General features: G+C 53.8%; 31 protein-coding genes and 1 tRNA gene. All 32 read right to left on the bottom strand.

Annotated elements, in window-relative coordinates; translation table 11 throughout:
* Positions 1-8 precede the first annotated feature (8 nt).
* On the bottom strand, positions 9-1172 hold the full coding sequence (gene aroC / locus WMW72_RS05655; RefSeq protein WP_341414443.1) for a chorismate synthase: 1164 nt from the start codon (positions 1170-1172) through the stop codon (positions 9-11).
* 222 nt (positions 1173-1394) lie between these two features.
* A complete protein-coding gene (locus WMW72_RS05660; RefSeq protein ID WP_341414444.1) occupies positions 1395-1559 on the bottom strand; it encodes a hypothetical protein in 165 nt (54 codons plus the stop codon).
* A gap of 89 nt (positions 1560-1648) precedes the next feature.
* Positions 1649-2425: a CheR family methyltransferase gene (locus WMW72_RS05665; protein WP_341414445.1), complete on the bottom strand. Its 777-nt coding sequence runs from the start codon at positions 2423-2425 to the stop codon at positions 1649-1651.
* A 29-nt stretch (positions 2426-2454) separates the two neighbouring features.
* On the bottom strand, positions 2455-2898 hold the full coding sequence (gene ndk, locus WMW72_RS05670; RefSeq protein WP_341414446.1) for a nucleoside-diphosphate kinase: 444 nt from the start codon (positions 2896-2898) through the stop codon (positions 2455-2457).
* A 56-nt stretch (positions 2899-2954) separates the two neighbouring features.
* Positions 2955-3929: a polyprenyl synthetase family protein gene (locus WMW72_RS05675; RefSeq protein WP_341414447.1), complete on the bottom strand. Its 975-nt coding sequence runs from the start codon at positions 3927-3929 to the stop codon at positions 2955-2957.
* Complete coding sequence (locus WMW72_RS05680; RefSeq protein WP_341414448.1) at positions 3926-4789, bottom strand: menaquinone biosynthesis protein; 864 nt, start codon at positions 4787-4789, stop codon at positions 3926-3928. Before WMW72_RS05680 ends, WMW72_RS05675 begins: the two co-directional genes overlap by 4 nt.
* Positions 4749-5381, bottom strand: coding sequence for a UbiX family flavin prenyltransferase (locus WMW72_RS05685; RefSeq protein WP_341414449.1), 633 nt, complete (start codon positions 5379-5381; stop codon positions 4749-4751). The genes WMW72_RS05680 and WMW72_RS05685 overlap by 41 nt, the downstream gene beginning before the upstream one ends.
* On the bottom strand, positions 5378-6250 hold the full coding sequence (locus tag WMW72_RS05690) for a UbiA-like polyprenyltransferase (RefSeq protein ID WP_341414450.1): 873 nt from the start codon (positions 6248-6250) through the stop codon (positions 5378-5380). The genes WMW72_RS05685 and WMW72_RS05690 overlap by 4 nt, the downstream gene beginning before the upstream one ends.
* 5 nt (positions 6251-6255) lie before the next feature.
* Positions 6256-6990, bottom strand: coding sequence for a demethylmenaquinone methyltransferase (locus WMW72_RS05695; RefSeq protein ID WP_341414590.1), 735 nt, complete (start codon positions 6988-6990; stop codon positions 6256-6258).
* Positions 6991-7000: 10 nt separating this feature from the next.
* Positions 7001-7879 carry a heptaprenyl diphosphate synthase component 1 gene (locus WMW72_RS05700; RefSeq protein WP_341414451.1) on the bottom strand — a complete coding sequence of 293 codons (879 nt, stop codon included), beginning with the start codon at positions 7877-7879 and terminating at the stop codon, positions 7001-7003.
* A gap of 101 nt (positions 7880-7980) precedes the next feature.
* Entirely contained in the window at positions 7981-8511 is a 531-nt protein-coding gene (locus WMW72_RS05705; RefSeq protein WP_341414452.1) for a hypothetical protein, read from the bottom strand.
* Positions 8512-8681: 170 nt separating this feature from the next.
* Positions 8682-8903, bottom strand: a complete 222-nt coding sequence (gene mtrB, locus WMW72_RS05710) for a trp RNA-binding attenuation protein MtrB (protein WP_341414453.1) — start codon at positions 8901-8903, stop codon at positions 8682-8684.
* Positions 8904-9041: 138 nt separating this feature from the next.
* Positions 9042-9115 (bottom strand) — tRNA-Pro (locus WMW72_RS05715).
* Between the two features lie 307 nt (positions 9116-9422).
* Positions 9423-9695 (bottom strand): HU family DNA-binding protein, encoded by a 273-nt coding sequence (locus WMW72_RS05720; RefSeq protein ID WP_072327675.1) that lies wholly within the window; start codon positions 9693-9695, stop codon positions 9423-9425.
* Positions 9696-9886: 191 nt separating this feature from the next.
* Positions 9887-11365 (bottom strand): stage IV sporulation protein A, encoded by a 1479-nt coding sequence (gene spoIVA, locus WMW72_RS05725; protein ID WP_341414454.1) that lies wholly within the window; start codon positions 11363-11365, stop codon positions 9887-9889.
* Between the two features lie 276 nt (positions 11366-11641).
* On the bottom strand, positions 11642-12364 hold the full coding sequence (locus tag WMW72_RS05730; RefSeq protein WP_341414455.1) for a hypothetical protein: 723 nt from the start codon (positions 12362-12364) through the stop codon (positions 11642-11644).
* The gene (locus WMW72_RS05735; protein WP_341414456.1) at positions 12361-12714 is read right to left on the bottom strand and encodes a 2Fe-2S iron-sulfur cluster-binding protein; all 354 of its coding nucleotides are present in this window, start codon (positions 12712-12714) and stop codon (positions 12361-12363) included. Before WMW72_RS05735 ends, WMW72_RS05730 begins: the two co-directional genes overlap by 4 nt.
* A 14-nt stretch (positions 12715-12728) precedes the next feature.
* The gene (locus tag WMW72_RS05740) at positions 12729-13334 is read right to left on the bottom strand and encodes a nucleotidyltransferase domain-containing protein (RefSeq protein ID WP_341414457.1); all 606 of its coding nucleotides are present in this window, start codon (positions 13332-13334) and stop codon (positions 12729-12731) included.
* 59 nt (positions 13335-13393) lie between these two features.
* Positions 13394-13687 (bottom strand): 2Fe-2S iron-sulfur cluster-binding protein, encoded by a 294-nt coding sequence (locus tag WMW72_RS05745; RefSeq protein WP_341414458.1) that lies wholly within the window; start codon positions 13685-13687, stop codon positions 13394-13396.
* A gap of 21 nt (positions 13688-13708) precedes the next feature.
* Positions 13709-13957: a hypothetical protein gene (locus WMW72_RS05750; RefSeq protein ID WP_423227514.1), complete on the bottom strand. Its 249-nt coding sequence runs from the start codon at positions 13955-13957 to the stop codon at positions 13709-13711.
* 50 nt (positions 13958-14007) lie between these two features.
* Positions 14008-14271: a stage VI sporulation protein F gene (locus tag WMW72_RS05755; RefSeq protein ID WP_341414591.1), complete on the bottom strand. Its 264-nt coding sequence runs from the start codon at positions 14269-14271 to the stop codon at positions 14008-14010.
* Positions 14272-14395: 124 nt separating this feature from the next.
* Complete coding sequence (locus WMW72_RS05760) at positions 14396-15445, bottom strand: NAD(P)H-dependent glycerol-3-phosphate dehydrogenase (RefSeq protein WP_341414460.1); 1050 nt, start codon at positions 15443-15445, stop codon at positions 14396-14398.
* A gap of 31 nt (positions 15446-15476) precedes the next feature.
* Positions 15477-16076 (bottom strand): glycerol-3-phosphate 1-O-acyltransferase PlsY, encoded by a 600-nt coding sequence (gene plsY / locus WMW72_RS05765; RefSeq protein WP_341414461.1) that lies wholly within the window; start codon positions 16074-16076, stop codon positions 15477-15479.
* 14 nt (positions 16077-16090) lie between these two features.
* A complete protein-coding gene (gene der / locus WMW72_RS05770; RefSeq protein WP_341414592.1) occupies positions 16091-17413 on the bottom strand; it encodes a ribosome biogenesis GTPase Der in 1323 nt (440 codons plus the stop codon).
* A gap of 161 nt (positions 17414-17574) precedes the next feature.
* On the bottom strand, positions 17575-17763 hold the full coding sequence (locus WMW72_RS05775) for a capping complex subunit for YIEGIA (RefSeq protein WP_341414462.1): 189 nt from the start codon (positions 17761-17763) through the stop codon (positions 17575-17577).
* Position 17764: 1 nt separating this feature from the next.
* On the bottom strand, positions 17765-18682 hold the full coding sequence (locus WMW72_RS05780) for a YIEGIA family protein (RefSeq protein WP_341414463.1): 918 nt from the start codon (positions 18680-18682) through the stop codon (positions 17765-17767).
* Positions 18683-18718: 36 nt separating this feature from the next.
* Positions 18719-19342, bottom strand: a complete 624-nt coding sequence (locus tag WMW72_RS05785) for a YphA family membrane protein (RefSeq protein WP_423227515.1) — start codon at positions 19340-19342, stop codon at positions 18719-18721.
* A 69-nt stretch (positions 19343-19411) separates the two neighbouring features.
* Positions 19412-20479, bottom strand: a complete 1068-nt coding sequence (fni, locus tag WMW72_RS05790; RefSeq protein ID WP_341414593.1) for a type 2 isopentenyl-diphosphate Delta-isomerase — start codon at positions 20477-20479, stop codon at positions 19412-19414.
* Between the two features lie 46 nt (positions 20480-20525).
* A complete protein-coding gene (gene rpsA, locus WMW72_RS05795; protein ID WP_341414466.1) occupies positions 20526-21758 on the bottom strand; it encodes a 30S ribosomal protein S1 in 1233 nt (410 codons plus the stop codon).
* 92 nt (positions 21759-21850) lie between these two features.
* Positions 21851-22435: a lysophospholipid acyltransferase family protein gene (locus WMW72_RS05800; RefSeq protein ID WP_341414467.1), complete on the bottom strand. Its 585-nt coding sequence runs from the start codon at positions 22433-22435 to the stop codon at positions 21851-21853.
* 3 nt (positions 22436-22438) lie between these two features.
* Positions 22439-23119, bottom strand: coding sequence for a (d)CMP kinase (cmk, locus tag WMW72_RS05805; RefSeq protein WP_341414468.1), 681 nt, complete (start codon positions 23117-23119; stop codon positions 22439-22441).
* Positions 23120-23275: 156 nt separating this feature from the next.
* Positions 23276-23425: a hypothetical protein gene (locus tag WMW72_RS05810; RefSeq protein ID WP_341414469.1), complete on the bottom strand. Its 150-nt coding sequence runs from the start codon at positions 23423-23425 to the stop codon at positions 23276-23278.
* Positions 23426-23529: the final 104 nt, after the last annotated feature.

A 23529-nucleotide genomic window follows, 5' to 3' on the forward strand; every position in this document is an offset into this window, starting at 1 on the left:
CGCTCTTTCTAGTAGCTCTTGATCTGCTCCAAGTAGCTATTGTAGTTATTGCGGATCTCCTCGATCGAATCGCCGCCGAATTTCTCCATGAACGCGCTCGCCACTTCCCAAGCTACGACATTCTCTAGAATAACACCCGCAGCCGGAACGGCGCACGTATCCGAACGTTCTACCTGAGCGGTGAACGCTTCCTTCGTATCGATATCTACGCTTTGCAGTGCCTTGTACAGCGTTGAGATCGGCTTCATTACGGCACGCACCACGATCGGCTCGCCCGTCGTCATTCCGCCTTCGAAGCCTCCCGCACGATTCGTCGCCCGGTAGAATCCGCGTCCTTCATCATGGAGAATCTCATCATGCACAGCCGAACCGCGGCGCTCCGCAGCCTCGAAGCCGATACCGAACTCTACACCCTTAAAGGCCTGGATGGACAGCACCGCTTGCGCAATTCTTCCGTCCAGCTTGCGATCCCATTGCACGTGGCTTCCGAGACCCGAAGGAACGCCCTCGATAATACATTCGATCACGCCGCCCAGCGTATCGCCATCCTGCTTGGCCGCATCGATGGCTGCGATGATGCGCTCCTCCGCTTCCTTATCGGTCACGCGTACCGGAGACTCCTCCGTGATGCGGATCAGCTCGTCGATCGGCAGCTCCTGACGCTTCACTTCCACTTCGCCGATACGCACGACTTGTCCTGCTACCTTGATCCCGAATTCCTTCAGCAGCTCGCGAGCCATCCCGCCTACAGCCACACGCATCGTCGTCTCACGAGCGCTGGAGCGCTCCAGAATATTGCGCAGATCGCGCTGGTTGTACTTCAGTCCGCCATTGAGATCGGCATGACCCGGACGCGGACGGTTCACCCGGCGCTTCGTCTCGTCGCTGCCTTCGATCGGCTCTATGTTCATCACGGAAGTCCAGTGCTTCCAGTCGTTATTCTCCACCACCAGGGCGATCGGAGCGCCAGTTGTCTTGCCGTGGCGTACCCCGCCTACGATCCGTGCCGTATCCTTCTCAATTTGCATGCGGCGACCGCGGCCATAACCTTTCTGACGACGGGCAAGCTGCTCGTTCACTGCTTCGAAATCTACATTCACATTACTTGGAAAACCCTCAATAATAGCCGTCAGCTGCGGCCCGTGCGTTTCTCCTGCTGTTAAATATCTCACCAGAAATTATCCCCTTTCATCCAAACCGCTCAAACCGAACATCATTATCTGTAAAATGGAAATCAAAAACGCTTTAGCGCTTTTATGTACTGATCGATCCCTTTGCATCATTATAGTATAGGCTTGCTTCTTTGACAAGGAAATGCAGACACAAAAAAATACGCCAGCAGCGGGGCCAAACAGCCACGTGCGGCGTATTCCGGGGGGCTTTGGCCCGTCAGGCTAGCCGTTAACCGGCAGCTTGCGCAGTTTGCCTCCCGTTTGCTTTCCATGCGGATCATCAACCATACCCATAATTTGCAACGAATCGATACCAAGGATTTGCGCACATTCCTGCATCGTGATAAATCCCCGGCGATAGGCCGTAATAACTTTACGCTTGTCCATTCGATTCCTCCTGCCGTAGCTGTCCGTGGCTTGAATGCCCGTATACTACTCAGTATGGGATTGTTTGGCAGTGATTATTCATACGCCGCTTACATTTTCCTGTAGAAGAACGTCTCTGCGGATTCCATCCCGTATTGGCCCGGATTGAAGATCTGCTCCGTACTGCCGACAAAGAGAATGCCGCCCGGTCTCAGTGCACCCGCAAACTTCTGGTACAGCAGATGCTTGGCTTCCTCCGTGAAGTATATCATGACATTGCGGCATATGATCAGATCGTAGCCGATCTCGAACCGGTCCGTCAGTAGGTTGCCCTTCTGAAATTTGATCGAGCGCTTGAGCGAATCCGCGATTTTGTAAGTCATGTTATCCTGCGTGTAATACTTCTGCAGATACTTAGCCGGCACATCGCGTATGGAGCGGTCGGAATACACCGCATGCCTGGCCTTCTCGAGTGCTCCATCGTCAATGTCCGTCGCCGTGACGGAGCTCTCTCCCAGCACGCCGAGCTCAGCTAGGATCATGGACAGCGTATATGGCTCCTCCCCCGTCGAACAAGCTGCGCTCCAGCATTTCAGCCTGCGGGATTTGCGGATCATCTCCGGCAGGAAGCGCTGCTCCAGCACCTCCCAGCGGTTCGGGTTGCGCCAAAATTCGGATACGTTAATGGTCATCCGATCGAGAAATTCATAGAAAAGCGCTTTATCCTTGGTCATCGCATCGAAAAAGGCGGCAAACGTATTGTAACCCTTCTTCATCCGCAGCGTGGTGAGGCGGCGCTTCATCTGGGCTTCCTTGTACTGCGCCAAGTCAATGGACGTATAATCCTTTACTTTTTTAATAAATCCGAGGAAATCCTGATCCTCCATGCCGTCGTCCCCACCTCGTCAGCTCTGCATTAAATCCACTTTTGTACCGATTTTGTGTAATTCACCATTTCTTCCGGAGTAAAAAAGTTAGCAATTTCCCGTTCCGCGCTTTCCGGAGAATCGGAGCCATGGATCAGGTTCAATCTCGTATGTACGGCAAAATCGGCACGGATCGTTCCCGGAGCCGCCTCCAGCGCATCCGTTTTGCCGATTAGGCTGCGGGATAAGCCGATCGCACGGTCGCCTTGCCACACCATCGCGAATACCGGACCGGACGTGACGAACTCGACAAGCGGCTCGTAGAAGTCTTTGCCTGCGTGCTCCTCATAATGCCGCTCGGCTTGCTCGCGGCTGACCTGCAGCAGCTTGGCAGCCGTGAGCTGCAAACCTTTACGTTCAAAGCGCTTGACAATCTCCCCGATCAGCCCGCGCTCAATCGCATCCGGCTTGATCATCAAAAAAGTTCTCTCCATGCTGTTCCTCTCCTCTCTCTCCTGACATCCCGTTGACCTCCGTCTGCCGCCCTAGGTTAATAGGAACGGTTACCGAAGAAATGGGCGATGCCGGTTAAGTCTTTCTTCGCCTGAATATCCGGCAATTCCTGCAAGACGGCGATCGCTTTATCGATATATAAGGAGGCAAGCGCTTCCGCCCGGGCAATTCCCTGGCTGCCGCGGATCATCTCCAGGAATCTGTGAATATCTGTTTGTCCGTCGCAAGCTTTGATCCGGGTCAGCTCCTCCAGCAGCGCAGGCCGCAGCCGCGGTTCTTCCAGCGCAAAGATCACCGGAATCGTGATATTGCCCTGCCTGATATCGCTGCCCGGCGGCTTGCCGATTTCTTTCTCGGTTCCGCAGAGATCGAGCAGATCGTCCCGGACCTGGAATGCCATCCCGGCAAAGTATCCGAAGCGGTACAGCAGTCTGGCCGTCTTCTCCGGAGCATCTGCCGCCATCGCGCCGAGCTGACAGCTAATCGCCAGCAGCAGCGCCGTCTTACGCTTGATCCTCAGCAGATAATCCCGAACCGTCTGCTCCGTATGATAGAAAAACCGGATTTGTTCCATTTCCCCGATGCTCATTTCAACGAGGGCTTTGGACATGATCCGGTGAATCGCCGGATTTTCGAGCCGGGTCACGATACTCAGCGCTTTCGCGAAAATATAGTCCCCGGTGTACATGGCAATCCGGTTATCCCACTTGGAGCGTACGGTTAATTGCCCGCGGCGGGTATTGGCATCGTCAATCACATCGTCATGGACGAGAGAAGCCATATGAATCAGCTCGAGCGGAACCGCTACATGCTTAATCCGCTCCAGATTGTAATCGCCGAACTTGCCTCCCAGCAGCACAAATACCGGACGAATGCGCTTGCCCCCTGCTTTCAGCAAATGAAGGGACGCATCGCGCAGCAGCGGATGATCCACATCGATGCTGCGCTCCAGTTCCTTCTCGATGCTGTTGATATCTTTTTTTAGTTTGGCATACAAATCCAATAATTTCATTCCGTCACCTGTGCTACCGAATTGTCTTGCCAGATTTGCAGTTGAACCTCATGCTTCAGGAAGCCGAGCTCGACCGCATACCGATAATAAAGCTGCAGTCCCTCCCATTGCTTCGGACCAAATTCATAAGAGAGATTGGAGAAATAATCATGCCAATACTCACGGGACCCTCCGATCAGCCGCTGTGCATCATTCACGAGCGAGGTTAGATCGGCGAGCGATTTGCGCTTGCTCTCCAGAAAAGCCTTGTAGATATCCGCTACAAGCTCCGGCTGCTCCCGGGCAACCTGCTTGCGGATCGTACAAACGGCGAACGACATCCAGTGTCCGGTAAGCCTCGTCCATTCCGCTCCAAGGTCCGTGACCAGATAACCGCGATCCTCCCAGCTGGCCTTAATCGCATGATCGCCGATTAACAGACCCGCATCGGCCTTGTTCATCATCGTGTCCAAATTAGGTTCCTCATACACGTAATGAACGTTCACACGGTAATACTTGGCTAGGATGATCTTCAGCAGATTGACCGTCGTGGCTGAGGTCGTCGGCAGTGCAATCGTCGAACCCTCCAGCTCAGCGAGGGGCTTCCGATGGAACAGCAGCAGCGAATGAACATGCTGGAAGGCGCTCACCGACATATGAGGAAACAGCAGATAATCTTCGGCATGCTCCGCATAAGCAAAGGAAGAGATTGGGCCGATATCGATTCGTCCCTCCGCCATCGCCTTGTTCAATTGCGTAGGCACCTGCTGGAATACCTCCAGCTGGTCCCCAAACGACTCAAAAGGGAAATAATAAAACAAGGGCCAGACATTCGTAAAATCAATGCGACCCATCCGTATGGTTGGATTGTTCGGTGTCATGTGGCATACCCCATCTTTTGTACAAGTGATGTTCGATTTCCATAGCATCCAGCACTTTGCCTACGATAAAGTCGACCATATCGTCCATCGACTGCGGCCCTTGGTAGAAGGCTGGCATCGCCGGAATCATCCGGACGCCAAGACGGGCAAGCTTTAGCATGTTTTCCAGATGAATGGCATGCAGCGGCGTTTCGCGCGGAACCAGAATCAGCTTGCGCCCTTCCTTCAGCATGACGTCGGCAGTACGCTCCAGCAGGTTATCAGACGCGCCACTGGCGAGACTAGCCAACGTCCCCATCGAGCAGGGCAGGATGACCATTCCCTTGGTTAGGAACGAGCCGCTGGCCGTCTTGGCGCCGATATCCTGAACAGGCACATATTCGAGCTTGCCGGGCAGATCGCCGAATTGTCGGGCGATCGTATCCTGCCTCTTTGCCGCGTCCCAGCCCAATTCTTCTTTCAGTACCCGCCAGCCCGCATCCGTCACGATGAGATGCACATCTTCCTGCTGAGATAACAAAAATCGGCATAAGCGGACGCCGTAGACGGCTCCGCTGGCTCCCGTTATGCCGATAACCCATGGCTTTTTCATGTCGCAAACACCACCAAATCAATCAGCGTAAAGACGAACATCCCGACACTAAGCGTGCTGTTCATCGTGAAGAACGCCGTATTCACACGGCTGAGATCATTAGGCTTAACAATAAAGTGCTCATAGAATAGCAACGCGAACGAAAGCAGCACTCCCAGCAGATACAGCCAGGTCAGCTCCGTCAGGAAATAGAGGCTGAGCAGACCTGCCGCCGTAATCACGTGGAACAGGCGGGCCAGCTTAAGTGCCTTCGGAATGCCGAAGCGCGCAGGAATGGAATGCAAACCCTCCTTGCGGTCGAAATCCACATCCTGGCATGCGTAAATAACATCAAACCCTGCAAGCCAAAACACAATGCCTACATAGAACGCCATAGCCGTCCATGTAATCTCTCCGGTGACCGCCACCCATCCGCCCAGTGGAGCAAGCGCAATGGCCGCTCCCAGGAAAATATGGCATGCCCAGGTGAAGCGTTTGGTGTAGGAATAGAACACCAGAAAGAACACGGCGATCGGCAGCAGCTTCACACAAATGGGATTCAGGTTAGCCGCGGCAACGAATAGCAGGATAAATGAGATGATGACGAATATAATAGCTTCTTTCGATGAAATAAGTCCTGCAGGAATCGCACGCATCGCGGTACGCGGGTTCTTGGCATCGAATACCTTGTCCACAATGCGGTTGATGCCCATCGCTGCGCTCCGGGCCCCTACCATAGCCAGCAAGATCCAGCCAATCTGCGCCCATGACGGCAGATGGTGAACGGTCACGACCGAACCGATCAACGCTCCCATGAAAGCAAACGGAAGAGCGAAGAGCGTATGCTCGATTTTGATCATTTCCATAAAAATTTTGGTCTTTCTCCACATGATGTTCAGTCTCCCTCAGGCTTATGTGCGGCCGGCGGCTTTATTCCGATGTGCAGGGCGGCGACGCCGCTGAAAAACGGATATACACGAACGTCCGTCAAGCCAGTCGATCTGAAAATATCCGCAAGCTGATTGTAATCCGGGAAATTGATCAGCGATTGCGGGAGCCACTTGTACTGGTCGTACTTCTTGGCGATCAGCTTGCCCATCAGCGGAAGTATTTTCTGAAAGTAGAAATAATAAATCGCCTTGAACGGCTGCCAGGTCGGCTTTGAGGCTTCCAGCGACACGACCATGCCGCCGGGCTTGACGACCCGCTGCATCTCTTCGATCACCTTGACCAGATCTGGCACATTGCGCAGGGCAAAGCCGATGGTTGCGTAGTCGAAGGTATTGTCCTCGAACGGCAGCTCCATAGCATTGCCACGTACTAGCCGGATCTGGTTGTCCAGCCCCAGCCTGTTTATTTTCTCTGCACCCACATCCAGCATGTTCTGGCTGAAATCAAGACCGATCATCGGTCCTGATTCGCTAGCCTGAGCCAGACTGATCGTCCAGTCGCAGGTACCGCAGCATAGATCAATCGCTGTTTCTCCAGGCTGGACATTCATCTTGCGCATCGTGAATTCCCGCCATGCCTTATGACGGCGAAAGCTGATAATGTCATTCATCATATCGTATTTGGGAGCGATACTCTCGAATACGGAATGAACGAATTGTTCCTTGGTCTTGCTATCCATCTCTGTCACCTCAAATTTCCTGTATAGCCCGGCTTCCCGTGTGGTGCCGAGCGGACAAATAGCTGCGGAAGGGCTCGCCGATGGAAGACAGCTCCATGCCCCAGCTCTCCGGCTCAAGCGTCTGAAGCTTAGCCTGCAGCTCGTTCATGCAGGACTCCAGCAGCTGATAGAGCTGAGCCGTTACCTTATACTTCAGCCAAAGCGACCGGAGCTTGGCCTGATCGTGTTCTTCGTGCTGAAGCAGCTTCTTCTCTTCCTTGGTTCCCCATTGAAGCACATGCCAAAAACCCCAGCTCTCCCGATACTGCTGGGAAGATTCGGAGCGCACAATCTCTTGAAGCAGCACTTCACAACGTGTGAACAACTCCAGCAGCTCCGACCAGACTGGATAGACATGCTCCTCCATAATCCCGTCGAAGGACAGGAACAAGCGATTCTTGATATCTACCGATTGCCTGATGTAGTCATCGGCGGTTAATTTGAACTGCTTCGTAAGCAGATACAGATTCATCTTCAACCGATTTGCTTCGCATATGGCGCCGGAAATACTCCGGATCAGCTCGATCTGTCCCGCATGAGCGAGGAGATAATAAAACCGGCTGCTGAAATAATCCCCCGCCAGCACCTTCAGCTGTCTCGATCGTGCCGCCGACATTTCCTTATCGTCATTGGTAATACTCACGGTATCATGTGTATCGAGACCGAGCTGTACAAGACTTGTGACAAGCGTGTACAGCTCGCGATGGCCGGAGAGCGTGCTGTGCTTGCCGAGAAAAGCATGCAGCAGCCGTGCACGAAATTCCGGAAAGCCGGGCAGATCGGTATGCTTCCGTATCATGTCGTATTCGATATAGGGTTTGGCCATTTCGGGAATCCGATAAGTGTCCATGTATGTAAGCCTCCGAACCTTGCAAAAAATACTGCAATTTCAATCCAAATCATTATAGCATAAACTATTCCGTTTCGCATGTTAGGCTGTACAGCCAATTGTTACAGTTTTTCGCCCTTCGCTCCATGGCGGTCACGCCATATTGCCGTATAAGTCATGCGGTAGTACGTATCCAGATAAGTTTGCAGCTCAGCTTCCCCGCTGGGCTTCAGCCTGCCCTCTCCCTGCGAAGCCTGATCCCGTCTAGCATCGGCAGCCACCAGCAGCTGAGCACCGCTGTCCTGGCCCCGCGAAGCGTCCAGCACACGGACCAATACCTGATTGATGTTCGTCGAGGCTGCAAAAAGCGATTTCGGAATTTCATAGACATCCTGCAGCGTATCCCGCGACTCCGTCGTCGTCACAGCTACCAGATCGATAGACACGTAGCTGCGGCTGACCTCTACACGGCGAATACGCAGATGCAGGGGCATGCGTGACACCACATCAACGATGTTGGCCTCGGTCACCGTTACGGGCTTGTTCATACTGAACACCGTTGCGCTTTCATCCAGCTTCAGAACATGCGAGAGTCCGATCGCTACAGCGGCGGAGAGCAGCGTCATGATCAACAAACGCGGAATCCATTTCATCGCGGCGCGTTCCTCCTTGATCCTTATAGTTCACACTCAAGGGAAAAAAGCGACCGGCTGAAGCCGCAGGCTGCTTGAGCCGCGGCCGGGCTTCATGATTCGCCCATGGCCTGTCTGTTATCATTGTACAACGAAAAAAAGCAGGCTATGCCTGCCTCTGCGAAAGAAAATTATTCCTGCGTCTCTACCGTGCCGAATTTCGTCATGACCACAGCCTTGCCGCGTATTTTCACCGCCGAGGTATGATCGGTAAACTGAGCGATCATAATTTCTCCCTTGTCCAGCTTTTCCGTATGATGAAAGCGCGTGTCCTGCCCGCGTGTCAGTCCGATCACCTGTACCCCGTTCTCTTTGGCCTTGATGATGAAATACTCATTCTGGCTTGCATCCATCCCTCATTAACCCCCAGCCTGCTACTAGATATTCCTAATCATGACGAAAAAACAAACGGATGTCAACACTCGAAACATAGAGAAAAACCATAATTTTACCTAATACACGTAAAATTATGGTTTTTGAAAAAAACTAACTCGGAGTAACACGATTCGAACGTGCGACCTCACCCACCCCAAGGGTGCGCGCTACCAGGCTGCGCCATACCCCGACATCCATCGAAAAAACCGTCACCTTACGAAAACAAACGCCCGTCGGGCGCATGATCAGCAGCTGCAAGCATTCGCCTGCTTCCAGCATGGGTTATTATAGCACGTAAGCGTATTCGCGTGCAATATTTTTCCACGCTCACGTCTCCGTCAGTCCGCTCTTTCTCCCACACCCCTATTGAAGGCAGGACCTCGAACTCAGCAGCCCAGCGTATAAAAACGCCTGAGTCACAGCAACTCAGGCGCTTGTTGGTATGTGTGGCTATTTAATACGGTCGTCTTATGTAGAAGACACGAATGCCGGTCAACCTATTGGATACCGTCGCGAAGCGCTTTTCCTGGCTTGAAGGCCGGGATTTTGCTCGAAGGGATTTCGATCTCTTCGCCGGTTTGCGGGTTACGGCCTTTACGGGCGGAACGTTCGCGAACTTCGAAGTTTCCGAAGCCTACGAGTTGCACCTTGTCACCGCCTTGCAGCGCCTCGGAGATCGCCTCAAAAACCGCTTCAACGGCTTTGGTTGCGTCTTTTTTGGACAGCTCGCTCGTTTCAGCGACTTTATTGATCAGATCGGATTTATTCATGCCATTCACCTCCCCCCACAACGATAGATGTCTTTATTTCCTTTGTTCACTGTTTACAGTCAAAATATACATGCCATGTGAGTTTCCTCAGCAAATCAACCTTATAGTAATACAGGACTCGGGACTTTTCAAGTCAAAATGCAAAAAATGCACCCGGCAGGGTACATTTTTCGTCATTATTTGACCAGCCACTACAAGATAATGGCAATTAATCCACCGGAGCCCTCGTTGATAATCCGTCCCAGCGTTTCCTGCAGCTTGTAGCGAGCGTTGTCCGGCATCATCGCCAGCTTTCCCTGAATGCCTTCCCTGACGATGGAATGCAGCGAGCGTCCGAAGATGTCTGAATCCCAGATTTTGAGCGGGTTGTCTTCGAAGTCCTGCATCAGGTAGCGCACAAGCTCCTCGCTTTGCTTCTCCGTGCCGATAATCGGGGAGAATTCCGACTCGACATCGACGCGGATCATATGAATCGATGGAGCGGTCGCCTTCAGACGGACGCCGAAGCGTGCGCCCTGACGGATCAGCTCGGGCTCGTCAAGCGCCATCTCCGCTAGCGTTGGCGGCGCGATGCCATAACCAGTCGTCTTGACCATCTCCAGCGCTTCGGCAAAATGATCGTACTCCCGCTTTGCATGCGTAAACTCCTGCATCAATTGCAGCAGATGATCCTTGCCGCGAATCTCGACGCCGACGACTTCCTGCAGGATGCCGTCATACAGCTCATCAGGTGCATACAGGTCGATCTCCGCGACACCTTGCCCCATATTCATGCCGGCCAGAGCGGCTCTATCGATAAATTCATACTCCTCGAAGTTGCTGACTACCCGGTCCACATCGCGAAGACGGCGAATATCCTGGACCGTATCACGAACGGAATTCTCAAAGTTCGAGCGGAGCCAGTGATTCTCTTGCAGAACCATGACCCAGCTTGGCAGATTCACGTTAACTTCATGGACCGGGAATTCATACAAGACCTCGCGCAGTACGGAAGTGAAATCATCCTCACCCATGTTCGCGACGCTGACCGTTACGACAGGCACGTCATGCTTCGCTTGCAGCTCGCTGCGCAGTTCCTGGGCGGCATCGCTTTGCGGCTTGGTCGAGTTGACGATGACAATGAACGGCTTGCCGACTTCCTTCAATTCGTTGATAATACGGTCCTCGGCGTCAATGTACGATACGCGCGGAATTTCGGCAATCGACCCATCCGTCGTAATGACAACCCCCAGCGTTGCATGCTCCTGAATGACCTTGCGCGTCCCGATTTCGGCAGCCTCCTGGAACGGAATCGCTTCGTCGAACCAGGGCGTATTGATCATCCGCGGGCCGCTTTCATCCTCATAGCCCTTGGCTCCTTCGACCACATATCCGACGCAATCGACCAGCCGCACATTTACATTGAGACCTTCGGCCACATGAAGCTGGACGGCATTGTTCGGTACGAATTTTGGTTCTGTCGTCATAATCGTACGTCCCGCTGCGCTCTGCGGCAGCTCGTCGGTAGCCCGAATCCGATCCGCTTCGTTCTGAATGTTGGGCAGTACGATCGACTCCATAAAGCGTTTGATGAACGTAGATTTTCCCGTACGGACCGCTCCAACGACCCCCAGGTAAATATCCCCGCCAGTACGCTCTGCAATGTCCTTAAAGATATCCACTTTTTCCAATGAGAATCCCTCCTACAGGTTGTTAAAACGAAACTCGTACATGCTTCGGACTAGTACAAATATATGTAGGGCAGATAAAAATATGATGACAGGCGCATAAAATATTTGAGATCACTCCTGTATAACCGGCCTTCTGCCCGCAAAGCCCGGGCTCTTGCTCATCCTCGACAAATATATGCCTCCCGGAGGAGGGTTATTCGGATTCCGAAAAAAAGAAAGACCCTTATCTTCCTGTTCATCAGGTTGATAGGGGTCTTAAAGGCTGTAAAACCGCTTCTAAGGCTCTGTGATCGGCTCAGGCTGGGCATTGCGCCACCGGTAGCCAAAGGACCGTGCGGGGACAAAATACGACTCCTCGACAAGCAGCGCCCGTAAATCCTGATCCGGAGTCAGCTTAGGCTGAAGCTTCTTCCTGTCAATAAGCCGCATGATCTCAGGTGCGTAGTCGATGGTCACCGTACCCGAATCATGCAGCAGAAACGGCAGCCGGACTTGCGGAGAGTATACGCTGCGCGCATCGGACGGCTTGCGGTTCAGCTTAGCAAAGTCAATCTTATGGAAGCCCTGCACGACAGGCTCCCCGGCCGGCAGAACGCCTTGCTTCGACCGGTACTCATTGACCGCCTGCTGCAAATCCAGCGTCTGCTGGAACGAGGTCAGATCCAGCATCTTGACGGCCGGCTTCGTCTCGACATCGACCAGCACGTAGATCGCGGTGCCACCGCTTTCAAAGGCATTGGCCGGCACAGAGCTTAAGTACTGACCTTTGAGTTTTTTGAAATCAACGGGATATTTCTCGTATAACGGCGTCGTTTCCTCGCTGTTTTTGATTGGAAGTACGCCGGTTTTCTCCTTGAACTGGTCGACTGCATGCTGGACAACCATCACATATTCACCGCTGGCCAGCTGATTCTCCTTGCGCAGCTCATTCGGATACATACAGCCGCCAAGCATCATCATCAGCACAAGCAGTATGCTGAGTCCTCTCCATCTGGTCATGGCCAATCCTCCTCCTGCTGACGCTCCAGTTGGCGTCGTATGGCGCTCTTGAGCGGGTCCTCCGGCACGGTAGCGGTAACGGGTGACTTTCCTGTCACCTTGGCCTGACAGGCCAGACGGAAGCCCTCTTCCGCCAGAGAGCCCAGCTTAAGGCGTTCATTCGTATTCATGGGCTGCAGACCCTCTGCGGCCTCCGGAGCGACTTGGACCTTGCACATCAGACAGGCCGCTTTTCCACCGCAGCGGGTCCGGATGTGCACTTTCGACCGACGGGATGCTTCCAGCAGCGTCATGCCCACTTTGGCCTGAACCGACTTGCCGTCCGGCAAAAACGTAATCTCTGCAGACATGCTTCTCCCCCCTCTTACAGTTCCAACAGCTGGTCCAGCCGGCGCCGCACGGGAGGCGAGAACCGGCTTCGCCTAGCCAGCTCGTTCAACAGCTCCGCATGTGTATGCCGTCCCGAGCGCCTGCATACGGCAGCAACTGCTTCGTAGCGGTCCGGCCGCTCGCGCAGCACATTGAAGATCAACTCATGGACCAGCGGCATCAGGCGGATCTCCCGTCCATTGTCGAGCTGCGAAGTCGCCGGGTAAGCCTCTGTCATATAGCGGGTACGGACCGCATATTCGCTCGCCTGCGCCCGGACCTCGAAAGCACCAACCAGCTCGACGGATACTCCCTCTATCTCATAATGACTCAGCAGGGATCGGTAGATCTCGGTTTCATTCCATTCCTGTTCATCGGTTGCGAAAGCGGCCAAGGCACAATGAATCACCCTGGCATCGTCTTCATCCGCATAAAGATCCAAATCGCGGGGCTCAGCGGCGAGCACTCCACCCTGTAGCAGCAGCCCCGTGCTTCCGCCGACAGCCCAAACAGCCCCGAGCGGCCGGAGCGTCTCTTCGAGGAAGCGGAGAGCGACCTGAGCCCGCTTCGGCATCTCCATCCTCTTATCCGTGTTCACCATCTCATCCTCATCCTGTTCTATCTACGCATGAAACCTTATATCGTCCCGCCTGTAGGTGCTCAGAAAAACGGCTTCAGCTTTGCCGTCACCGGCCCTGCTGTTCGGACCACAGCCTGACAGCCGAGTCGCAAGCCCTGCTCGAATTCCTCATCTTCCAAGTTATCCAGCTCCGCATCGGTCGGAGCGTTCAGATACTCAGCCCCTTCCGTCACGACACAGCGGCATCGCGAGCATGTGCCTCTTGTACAGGAGAAACTCCAGTCCACCTTATGCTTCAGCGCAAGATCCAGCAGCGTGAGACCGGTCTCCGGCTCCACTATCTTCTGGATGCTGCGGCCTTTCAATGTAATCATGAGATCAGCCAGCCTGCCTTTCTATCGCACCGAATCTATAGCATCGAAGCCATCATATAAATCAGAATCGGGATAAACAAAATAAACGCAAGGAGCGATAATAATACCCGGGTAACTCCCTTTGTCCTGGTTCTGGCATATGTAATCAGCAGCGACGCTACGATCATCAGCCCGATTGCCACAAACGATGCCCACATCTTGTCCAAGGGTGACATGCTTTGAATCAACCTCCACTTTTCCATCATCAACGCTAAATCCAATTTCCATCATAACACAAAAAAAGCACAAGCGCCGCATCGGACGCCTGTGCCACCAACCGGTTACTTTTTCATGATCATCTTCATGAGCTGTTCCATATTGGCTGTGTTCATCTTGCTGCTCTTGATCGCCGATATCAACTCATTCATCGTCTGCTCCGACACGGGGACGTTCACGAGCCCCGCCACCTGCTTGATCAATTGCTTCAATTGAGCATCGCTTTGCATCGTGGAAGGCTTCACGCCGCTAGCCAGCTTATAGATGTCCTTCTCGGAAACGTTTTTACCGGTTTTCTTTTTGACGACGTTCAACACATCTTTGGACATATTTTTGTTGTTGGGCACGTCAGAACCTCCTCAGACTGGGGATGCGACTTAGCCGTCTACCGGACTAAGCGTAGGGTCTGAGGTATTATATGTACAGCAGCGGCATGCCGTATAGGCGGCTGCCCTAATAGAACCAACCCTTTTGCGAGGAATCGGCGATTTCTTCGATCTCGTGCGTGCGTCCGCGGCCCATCAGGTCCTCTACCGCCTCACGGGGCGTCTTGCCGTCGAACAAGACATGATGCAGCTCGGTCGTGATGGGCATAGGGATGCTGTATTGCTCGGCTAACTTGAAAGCGGCCTGAGTCGTCTTGACGCCCTCAACCACCATGCCCATACGAGCCAGCACCTCATCCAGACTGAGCCCTTGAGCCAGCATGGAGCCTGCCCGCCAGTTGCGGCTGTGCTGGCTGGTGCAGGTGACGACCAGGTCCCCGATGCCTGCAAGCCCGGCAAACGTCAGCGGGTTGGCGCCCATGGCGGTACCTAGCCGGGCAATCTCCGCAAGCCCGCGCGTCAGCAGCGCTGCCTTGGCGTTATCACCGAAGCCCAGCCCGTCTGACAATCCGGCGCCGAGCGCGATAATATTTTTGAGCGCTCCGCCGACCTCCACCCCCACCACATCGGGGTTCGTGTACACACGGAAGCTGTTATTGATGAGCAAATCCTGCGCCTGCTCGGCTGCATCCTTATCCAGCGAAGCGACGACGACTGTCGTCGGACATTGGCGGATAACCTCCTCCGCATGGCTGGGACCGGACAGGACAACCAGCCGGTTCGAGTCATAACCGGGCAGCTCGTCAGCCAGTACCTCGCTCATCCGTTTGAGCGTACCGGCTTCGAAGCCTTTGGTCGCATGAATAAGCAAAGTTTTGTCATCCAGATGCGGACGCAGCTGGCCCGCAATGGACCGCATAGCCGATGAGGGGGCCACGACGACGACGGCTTCGGCTCCGTCCACGGCTTCCTTCAATTGATCCGTAGCCCAGATGGCCTGTGGCAGCACGGCATCGCCCAGAAAACGGCTGTTCCGGTGATTCTCGTTGATCTCCCGGACCTGTTCTGCATTCCTGGACCATAAGGCTACCTCCCGGCCGTTCTCGGCCAATACGGAGGCGATGGCGGTTCCCCAGCTTCCGGCTACCAGCACGGCTGTTTTCGAAGCATGTGCCATAGGCGAGATCCACCTTTCGGGTATATTGAAATCAGGCTTGCCGCTTGGCGCCCAGCTTATTTTCCTGGCCCTTGACCAGCTTCACGATATTGCTGCGATGGCGGAACCAGGCGAAGACGAATAACAATAAACTCAGCCAGAAAATTTCCATGGGGCGCCCCATCAGCCAGATGAATAAAGGCAGGAGTGCGGTAAACAGCAGCGAGCCCAGAGAAACATAGCGTGTCCAGGCAATCGAGAGAATAGCGGCGAGCCCTGCCAGCAGGGCAGGAAGGAAGGCCAGCGATACCATAACGCCAATCGTAGTCGCAATCCCCTTGCCGCCGCGGAAGCCGAAGAAAACCGGCCAGTTATGGCCGACAATTACGCTGATGCCGGCTAACACGAGGAACAGCGGGTCCCCTCCGCTGAGCAGATATCCGAGCCAGACAGCAGCAACGCCCTTCAGCATGTCCAGTACCAGCACCGTGATGCCGGGTCCCTTGCCCAGGACCCGCAGTGTGTTGGTAGCTCCGGCATTGCCGCTGCCGTGCTGCCGGATGTCAATGCCCTTCAGCAGCTTGCCGGCCAGAAAACTGAAGCTGATCGAACCGAGCAAATAACCTAATAAAAGTGAACTCCATGCCCACACAAGCGCCACTCCTGTCAATCGTCCTCTGATTTACGTCGGGTGAATATACGTAACGGTGTGCCTTCAAAGCTGAACGCAGCCCGGATCTTATTATCCAGATACCGCTCGTAGGAGAAGTGCATCAGCTCCGGATCATTCACGAACAATACAATGGTCGGAGGCTTGACCGTTACCTGGGTTGCATAATTAATGCGCATCCGTCTGCCCTTATCCGTAGGTGGCGGATTGATCGCAACCGCATCGGAAATAATCTCATTGAGCACATGAGTCGGAATGCGGAGGGCATGCTGCTCGGCAACATGATTAACCATCGGCAGCAGTTTGTGCATCTTCACCTTCGTCTTGGCCGACAAATAAGTCACCGGCGCATAAGTCATGAAGAGGAAGTGATCACGGATCTTTTGCGTAAACTGGTGCATCGTTTTGTCGTCCTTCTCCACGACATCCCACTTGTTCACGACAAAGATAGCCGCTTTACCGGCTTCGTGCGCATATCCCGCGATATGCTTATCCTGTTCGATGATGCCTTCTTCGCCGTTGAATACGACAAGCACGACATCCGCGCGCTCGATCGCCTTCATCGCGCGCATGACGCTGTATTTCTCGGTATTCTCGTACACCTTGCCCCGCTTGCGCATACCGGCGGTATCGATGATGACATATTTCTGCCCGTCCTTCTCGAACGGAGTATCGATCGCATCCCGCGTCGTACCCGCCACATCGCTGACGATCACTCGCTCTTCGCCCAGCAACGCATTGACCAGGGAGGACTTGCCGACATTCGGGCGCCCGATCAGCGCCACTTTGATCACATCATCGCCGTACTCTTCCTCAGTCGTATCCGGGAAGTGGTTGGTCACGGCCTCCAGCAAGTCGCCGATCCCGGTGCCATGCGAACCCGAGATACCGACAACCTCGCCGAAGCCGAGGCTATAAAACTCATAAATATCATCGGCACGGCCCAGATTATCGACCTTGTTAGCCGCAATGATAACGGGCTTTTGCGCCCGGAACAGCATCTCGGCTACTTCGCTGTCCGCCGGAGTAATGCCTGCCTTCGCATCTACCATGAATACAATGACATCGGCTTCTTCAATAGCTAGTTCTGCCTGCATGCGCACGGAGCGCATGATCTGGTCTTCGCCCTCAATCTCGATGCCGCCGGTATCAATAATGTTGAACTCGCGGTCCAGCCATTCCCCACGGCCATACAAACGATCACGGGTTACTCCAGGTTTATCTTCTACGATTGCCAGCTTATCGCCGATAATCCGATTGAATATCGTCGATTTACCTACGTTCGGTCGGCCGACGATCGCCACGGTTGGCCTTGCCATGAACTTCATTCCCTTCGCCAAAACGCATAAATCCATACATTTCTCGGTGTAATGTCAACAACACATTATAACAAACGAAAGAACGCAAGTAAACTCATGACTTGCGTTACCCGTTTTCCGGATAGCCCGTTCATCCCGAGCGTCCATCTCTTCATGCTGCCTTACTCCCCGCCGCCATGCTGGACGATAATCATCGTTCCGTCCTCCAGATCGTGGGCCGCTGCATCCAGAATTTTCTCCAGACGGAATGCGGTCTGCTGCCGCTCCTGCTCACTAGTGACGATAAATATGGGCGCACCACCGGCTATCCGGTCTCTGTGCAGCGTAACGATAGCCCGGATTTTTGTCATATCAATTCCCCGCCTTTCCCGCCGCTGTCTGCTCGTCGGCTTCCGTCGGCATGCGTACGGCGCTTTCCAGAATCGGTGACCCCAGTCCAACACGGCGGGCCTTCTCAGGGTTATGCTCTTGCGGCAAGAGCAGGACGGCTAGCCGCCCGTCCTTCATGTCCAGCTTCGCCAGGGGCATCAGCGACGGCTCTCCTTCATCCCGATATACGCCCATGATGGTCGAGACATCATGCAGGATCGCCTGGCGCTGGCCTGGATTAGCCAAGGTCACTCTTGCGTTTTTGTTTTTCGGCGTAAATACAAGCCCGATCGCGTGCTCGCGAATCGCCTGCTGCGTATCGGTAAGACCCACGTTCATGATGTAGATGTTGTCAACGAACAGATTGGGGCCGTCCAGACGTACCTCTCCAATGGCCACGTCGGAGATATGAGCCAAGCTCTTGCCTGTCTTGAAGTAATTCGTAACCACCATGGCGGCAGCTCCTGCCACCATTCCCCAATACCAGGCAAACACAATGCTGAAGAAAGCGGTCGTGAACGCCGTAAAAATAACCAGGTAGTTGCGGCCTTCGAAAACCATCGCGATCCCTTCGATATAAGTCGCCCCGCGCGGGACGAGCTCCAGGCTATCGATTTTGCTCAGCGTGTTGCGCTCCATATTGCGCACATCTCGAAACTGCTGCGCCGCCATCGCGAGAAAGGTGATGGCGGTATAGTTTTTATCGAGCAGCGACGGCACGGCCACCGCTCCAAGGCCTGCAGCAATCACGCCAAGCGACAGGTGAATGATTTTGCCATGCGGGTAGGTCGGGTATTGACGGTAATCGGTTTTCAGCATCATGATGCGCGATCCAAGCCCGAACACGACCCCCAGTACAATGCCCACCGTCAACTGTTGGGTGATCATCCAGCTCCACATATGCGTTTTCCTCCTTTGATCGAGATGCAGCCCCTGCTACCTGATCCGCCAGGCATCGTTCAGCGCGCGAAGAGCCTTTCTCAAGCTGATCAGCAGCAGTTCGAGCATGATGGAGCTCCCTCGTGTGATGAAGGCGCTTAGCCACCACAGGTCCACGAGCGCGGCCGAACCAAGCGCCGGTTCCCCCGAACCGCGGTGCATGTACAGCCCTAAGCCTTCTCCGAGGAGCATTCCTCCTGCCAGCGCCGCAAGCTGCATAGCTGGGGTTCGCAGCAGCATGGCTGTCAGTAGGCCGATCAGCAAAGAAATCGTGAAGCCTATGTCTCCGATGATCAGCGTGGGCATCAGATGAAGCATTTCACTTAGGAGAAAAAACAGCGCCCCAAGCAGAAGGGTAACGGACCCCAGATGGAAGCGCAGTAACACTCCCTTCGCTCTTGCCAGCATATAAAGCACCATGCCGGCAAATACAAACGCCGGTCCATTCAGCTCCATATCGCCCCACCTTACATGCATCCGAAGCAGCGCGATCCAAAAAATAAAAAAAAGAAGTAGACTCGTAGGAGTAATACCTCTTATAAGGAAGTCCTTCCAGCCGCTGGCGAATAAGATCAAAGCAATGACTGCTAGCACTAAGGATAAGTATCCTGCATTCATCATTCGCGTTCACCTTGGAAAAAGCGTGATCCTCTCTTTTTCCTTAGTATGGCTTTCCGTATGAAATTTTATTTACACATAGACATAACCGTTCCGCTGAGCAAATGGGCGGATATCGATGCTTCGTGCTGTGCACCAGTCCGCTGTCTCGCCACCCAGAATAACGGGGACCTGTACAAGATCTTTCAAGCCGGTCGCTCCGAGCGCCGTCATAACCAGGCGAAGGTCGTGATGCAGAGAAGCGATGTAAGCAATAAGCGCCTCCGTTCCTTCCATTCGTTGAACGCGAAGCATCGCTCCAGCCATCCCGACTGCCGAGGCTCCCAGTATCAACGCCTTGGCAATATCCAGCGCGCGGTGGATGCCTCCTGTGGCGATAACGGACGGGCTGCTTCCTCGTACTGCTTCGCGGCCCTGGACAGCCTCCAATACCTCTAGCAGCGAGATGCACGTATTGGCTCCCCAGTCATTCAACCAATCCAGCGGCGTTTCTCGCCGGGCATTCTCAATAGCTGCAAAATTCGTTCCGCCTGAGCCCCCGACATCGAGAATCGTAACGCCTGCGTCCAGCAAGGCTTCTGCGCTCTCCCGAGCCATGCCGAATCCGACTTCCTTCACGATAACCGGCACCCCTACGGCTTCTACGATGCCCCGAACCCGCTCCAGCATGCCTGTAAAGTCCCGATCGCCTTCCGGCATGATGAGCTCCTGCATCACATTCAGATGAATCTGAAGCGCATCCGCCCGGATCATCTCAACGGCCCGCTGTGCCTGCTCGACGGTTGCTTCGCTTCCGAGATTGCCGAAGACGATCCCGTGAGGATTCGTCTCCCGGACAACCCGGTAGCTTGAAGCGACCTCTGGGTTTTTGAGAGCCGACATTTGCGAGCCGACCGCCATAGCAAGCCCAGTTTCTCTAGCAGCCACGGCCAGCTCCCGATTAATTTCCTCCGTCTCCCGGGCTCCGCCGGTCATCGCATTAATAACAATCGGCGAACTCAAGGAGAGTTCGCCGATTTGTGTGTCCAATACGATTCGCTCCGTCGAAGTTCCCGGGAGGCAATTAGGAATAAGCTTGATGTCATCGAAGCCATGAAGACCGCTTTGACCCAGCTGCAGAGCATGATGAACATGCTCCATCTTCCGTGGAATGCGCACCCTGGTTCCCTCTTTTCGCGACGATTGCTTATTTAAATTTGCTCAGCTTGTCTCCGAAGCGCTCGCCGAGCGTCAGATTCAATCCTTGCATTTCTTCGTGAGAGACGGACTCTCTTTCACGTCTTGGAGCACGCTCGCGCTCTTGCTTAGGCTCGCGGGCAGGCGCTTCCTCGGTTTCCTTGATGCTCAGGGAAACGCGTTTTTCGCTAGGGTTTACGTCCAATACCTTCACTTGAACCTCTTGACCTTCCTTCAGCACTTCATGAGGAGTGCCGATATGACGGTGAGAGATTTGGGAGATATGAACCAGACCTTCTACGCCAGGTGCCACTTCGATGAACGCACCGAATTGAACCAGACGTTTTACCGTACCGGTCACGATGTCACCGATGTTGATGCTGCCAGCTACTTGCTGCCAAGGACCTGGCTGAGTAGCCTTGATGCTGAGGGAGATACGCTCGTTAGCCGGATCAACCTTCAACACTTGTACCTTCACTTGGTCGCCTTCTTTGACAACCTCGGATGGAGACTCAACATGGTGCCAAGCCATCTCGGAGATATGAACCAGACCGTCTACGCCGCCGATATCTACGAAGGCGCCGAATTGAGTCAGACGTTGAACCGTGCCGCTCAGCTCTTGGCCTACGGACAGTTGCCCAAGGACTTCTTGCTTCTTGGCATCGAACTCTTCGTCCAGGACGTCTTTTTGGGACAGGATAACCTTGTTTTTCTCTTTATCCATTTCCTTTACGCGCAGACGAAGCGTACGGCCTTTGTAATCGCTGAAATCTTCAACGAAGTTACGCTCAACCATGGAAGCTGGAACAAATCCGCGCAGACCTACGTCAACGACAAGACCGCCCTTGACGACTTCAGCTACTTTCGCTTCAAGGATCGTTTTGTTTTCAAGATCTGCAGCAAGCTTATCCCAAGCTTTCTCGCCTTGAACGGCACGCTTGGACAGAACCAGCGTTTCCTTGTGATCGTTGATCGTCAATACTTTCAACTCGATTTCTTGACCGATTTCAACGCCTTCACCTGCATTGTCAAGGGAAACGGAAGACAGCTCGCGAAGTGGCACAACGCCGTCATACTTGTAGCCAACGTCTACGAAAGCTTGATCCGCTTCGATTTTGATAACCTTGCCCTTGACGACGTCACCCTTCTTCAGGATGTTAACGTTAGCCATGGACTCCTCTTGGGATACCTCGGCAGCTTGATCCTCTTGAACTTCTTGTACTTCTTTGATTTCTTCAGACATGATTAATTTCCTCCTTAACGACCTAAACGACAGGTAATGGTTTATTTGAATAAAAAAGCTTGTTTCCTCATTTTCTACAGTATGCCACCATTTCACAGGTTCGATGCGTGCTGGTGGGTCATCTGCCGAATAGTGCTCATGATCTTATCGGTGGCCTGCTCCAGACCTTCGGAGCCTGCATCTGCAAATTCCTGCAGATCGACCGGCGGTCCATAGACGATCTTCATCGGACGGAATAACGAATAATTGCCGATGATGGCCGCTGGGATCACCGTTGCTCCCGATTTGACGGCGAGGCTAGCCGCACCTTTCTTGCCCATGCCGCCTGCATTGCTGCGCGATCCTTCCGGAAAAATGCCGATGATCTCACCGCTTCTCAGCAGCTGCAGGGACAAGCGGATCGATTCCTTACTGACACCGCCACGCTTCACTGGGAACGCTCCGATCCGAGGCAGCACCTGCTTCATCACCGGAAAGTTGAACAGCTCCGCCTTGGCCATGTAGTTCACCTTGCGCTCCAGTGGGCACCCGAGCGTAAGCGGGTCCCAGTTGCTAATGTGATTGGAGCAGAGAACAACACCGCCTTGAGCAGGAATATGCTCCAGCCCTTCGGCGCGCACACGGAATAGAAAGGAAATCATCAGCCGGAATAAGCCGCGAAAAAAGCGATACGTCATAACTTATTTCCCTCCACCGACGCGGCTGCCAGCCAGTTCCAGGATACGGTGAACGACCTCGTCAATGGTCAATCCGCTCGTATCGATCAGGACTGCGTCCGGAGCTCTGACCAGCGGAGAAGCTTCGCGTTGTTCATCCATACGATCGCGCCGGGCAATATCCGTCATCAACTGATCCAGCGTAACCTCAGGCTGTGAGTCGGAAATTTCCTTCAGGCGGCGCTCAGCACGGATCCTGACGCTTGCGGTAAGAAATACCTTGACTTCCGCATCAGGCAGCACTTGGCTTCCGATATCGCGACCGTCCATGACAATGCCTTTGCCAGCAGCCATTTCCTTCTGCTTGCGGGTCAGCACGTCCCGGATTTCTGAAATGGCAGACACTCGAGATACATTACCCGTAACTTCAGCAGAGCGAATCATCCCCGTTACATCCTGGCCATCCACATATACGGCTTGTCCGTTCGAACCCGGCGCAAGACGGATATTGGACTGCCGGGTCAGAGATATCATCTCCTCCGTCTGATCCTCTCGAAGGCCTTCCTCTAGAATCCTCCAAGTCACTGCCCGGTACATGGCCCCGGTATCCACATACACGAAGCCGAGAGCCCCCGCCACCAAACGGGCGATTGTGCTCTTGCCAGCACCAGCCGGACCGTCGATTGCGATGTTAAACTTCTCCAAGTTGCGGCCTCCTTATCCCGTAAAAAAGGACGAGCAATCTCAAAAAAAAGGCCGAGGCCTTGAACGAAGAAAATTATACCATAGGTTTCTCGAAAAATGCAAAAGCCTGCATGCCTATTATGAAGCTGGCGTTAAGCTCGTCCCCCGCCTCATCCATTATGAACCTGCTGTATTCATGTAGGGATGACCCTCCAGCCGCTCCACTTTCACGATCCTCTGGCGAAGCCCCGGAACAAGCAGCAGCGCTTGGGATATAAAGAGTGCGACAAGAAAACAAACAAGCAGCACAGCCAGTATATGCTCCACGCGTTTCGAAAAAACTATGAATAGGTCCATATACCTATCATCTCTCGTTTTTCGATCCTTAAGACTCATGGCGAACAACTCCCGCAATCAGGTTGCGGATAGTT

Source organism: Paenibacillus filicis, from assembly GCF_038070315.1.
Classification (GTDB): Bacteria; Bacillota; Bacilli; order Paenibacillales; family NBRC-103111; genus Paenibacillus_G; species Paenibacillus_G filicis.

Bases quoted from the DNA above. Each gene is read 5' to 3' on its own strand.
- WMW72_RS05660 (WP_341414444.1), bottom strand. From the start codon at position 1,559: ATGGACAAGCGTAAAGTTATTACGGCCTATCGCCGGGGATTTATCACG.
- WMW72_RS05665 (WP_341414445.1), bottom strand. From the start codon at position 2,425: ATGGAGGATCAGGATTTCCTCGGATTTATTAAAAAAGTAAAGGATTAT.
- ndk (WP_341414446.1), bottom strand. From the start codon at position 2,898: ATGGAGAGAACTTTTTTGATGATCAAGCCGGATGCGATTGAGCGCGGG.
- WMW72_RS05675 (WP_341414447.1), bottom strand. From the start codon at position 3,929: ATGAAATTATTGGATTTGTATGCCAAACTAAAAAAAGATATCAACAGC.
- WMW72_RS05680 (WP_341414448.1), bottom strand. From the start codon at position 4,789: ATGACACCGAACAATCCAACCATACGGATGGGTCGCATTGATTTTACG.
- WMW72_RS05685 (WP_341414449.1), bottom strand. From the start codon at position 5,381: ATGAAAAAGCCATGGGTTATCGGCATAACGGGAGCCAGCGGAGCCGTC.
- WMW72_RS05690 (WP_341414450.1), bottom strand. From the start codon at position 6,250: ATGTGGAGAAAGACCAAAATTTTTATGGAAATGATCAAAATCGAGCAT.
- WMW72_RS05695 (WP_341414590.1), bottom strand. From the start codon at position 6,990: ATGGATAGCAAGACCAAGGAACAATTCGTTCATTCCGTATTCGAGAGT.
- WMW72_RS05700 (WP_341414451.1), bottom strand. From the start codon at position 7,879: ATGGACACTTATCGGATTCCCGAAATGGCCAAACCCTATATCGAATAC.
- WMW72_RS05705 (WP_341414452.1), bottom strand. From the start codon at position 8,511: ATGAAATGGATTCCGCGTTTGTTGATCATGACGCTGCTCTCCGCCGCT.
- mtrB (WP_341414453.1), bottom strand. From the start codon at position 8,903: ATGGATGCAAGCCAGAATGAGTATTTCATCATCAAGGCCAAAGAGAAC.
- WMW72_RS05720 (WP_072327675.1), bottom strand. From the start codon at position 9,695: ATGAATAAATCCGATCTGATCAATAAAGTCGCTGAAACGAGCGAGCTG.
- WMW72_RS05730 (WP_341414455.1), bottom strand. From the start codon at position 12,364: ATGACCAGATGGAGAGGACTCAGCATACTGCTTGTGCTGATGATGATG.
- WMW72_RS05735 (WP_341414456.1), bottom strand. From the start codon at position 12,714: ATGTCTGCAGAGATTACGTTTTTGCCGGACGGCAAGTCGGTTCAGGCC.
- WMW72_RS05740 (WP_341414457.1), bottom strand. From the start codon at position 13,334: ATGGTGAACACGGATAAGAGGATGGAGATGCCGAAGCGGGCTCAGGTC.
- WMW72_RS05745 (WP_341414458.1), bottom strand. From the start codon at position 13,687: ATGATTACATTGAAAGGCCGCAGCATCCAGAAGATAGTGGAGCCGGAG.
- WMW72_RS05750 (WP_423227514.1), bottom strand. From the start codon at position 13,957: ATGATGGAAATTGGATTTAGCGTTGATGATGGAAAAGTGGAGGTTGAT.
- WMW72_RS05755 (WP_341414591.1), bottom strand. From the start codon at position 14,271: ATGTCCAAAGATGTGTTGAACGTCGTCAAAAAGAAAACCGGTAAAAAC.
- WMW72_RS05760 (WP_341414460.1), bottom strand. From the start codon at position 15,445: ATGGCACATGCTTCGAAAACAGCCGTGCTGGTAGCCGGAAGCTGGGGA.
- der (WP_341414592.1), bottom strand. From the start codon at position 17,413: ATGGCAAGGCCAACCGTGGCGATCGTCGGCCGACCGAACGTAGGTAAA.
- WMW72_RS05775 (WP_341414462.1), bottom strand. From the start codon at position 17,763: ATGACAAAAATCCGGGCTATCGTTACGCTGCACAGAGACCGGATAGCC.
- WMW72_RS05780 (WP_341414463.1), bottom strand. From the start codon at position 18,682: ATGTGGAGCTGGATGATCACCCAACAGTTGACGGTGGGCATTGTACTG.
- WMW72_RS05785 (WP_423227515.1), bottom strand. From the start codon at position 19,342: ATGATGAATGCAGGATACTTATCCTTAGTGCTAGCAGTCATTGCTTTG.
- fni (WP_341414593.1), bottom strand. From the start codon at position 20,479: ATGGAGCATGTTCATCATGCTCTGCAGCTGGGTCAAAGCGGTCTTCAT.
- rpsA (WP_341414466.1), bottom strand. From the start codon at position 21,758: ATGTCTGAAGAAATCAAAGAAGTACAAGAAGTTCAAGAGGATCAAGCT.
- WMW72_RS05800 (WP_341414467.1), bottom strand. From the start codon at position 22,435: ATGACGTATCGCTTTTTTCGCGGCTTATTCCGGCTGATGATTTCCTTT.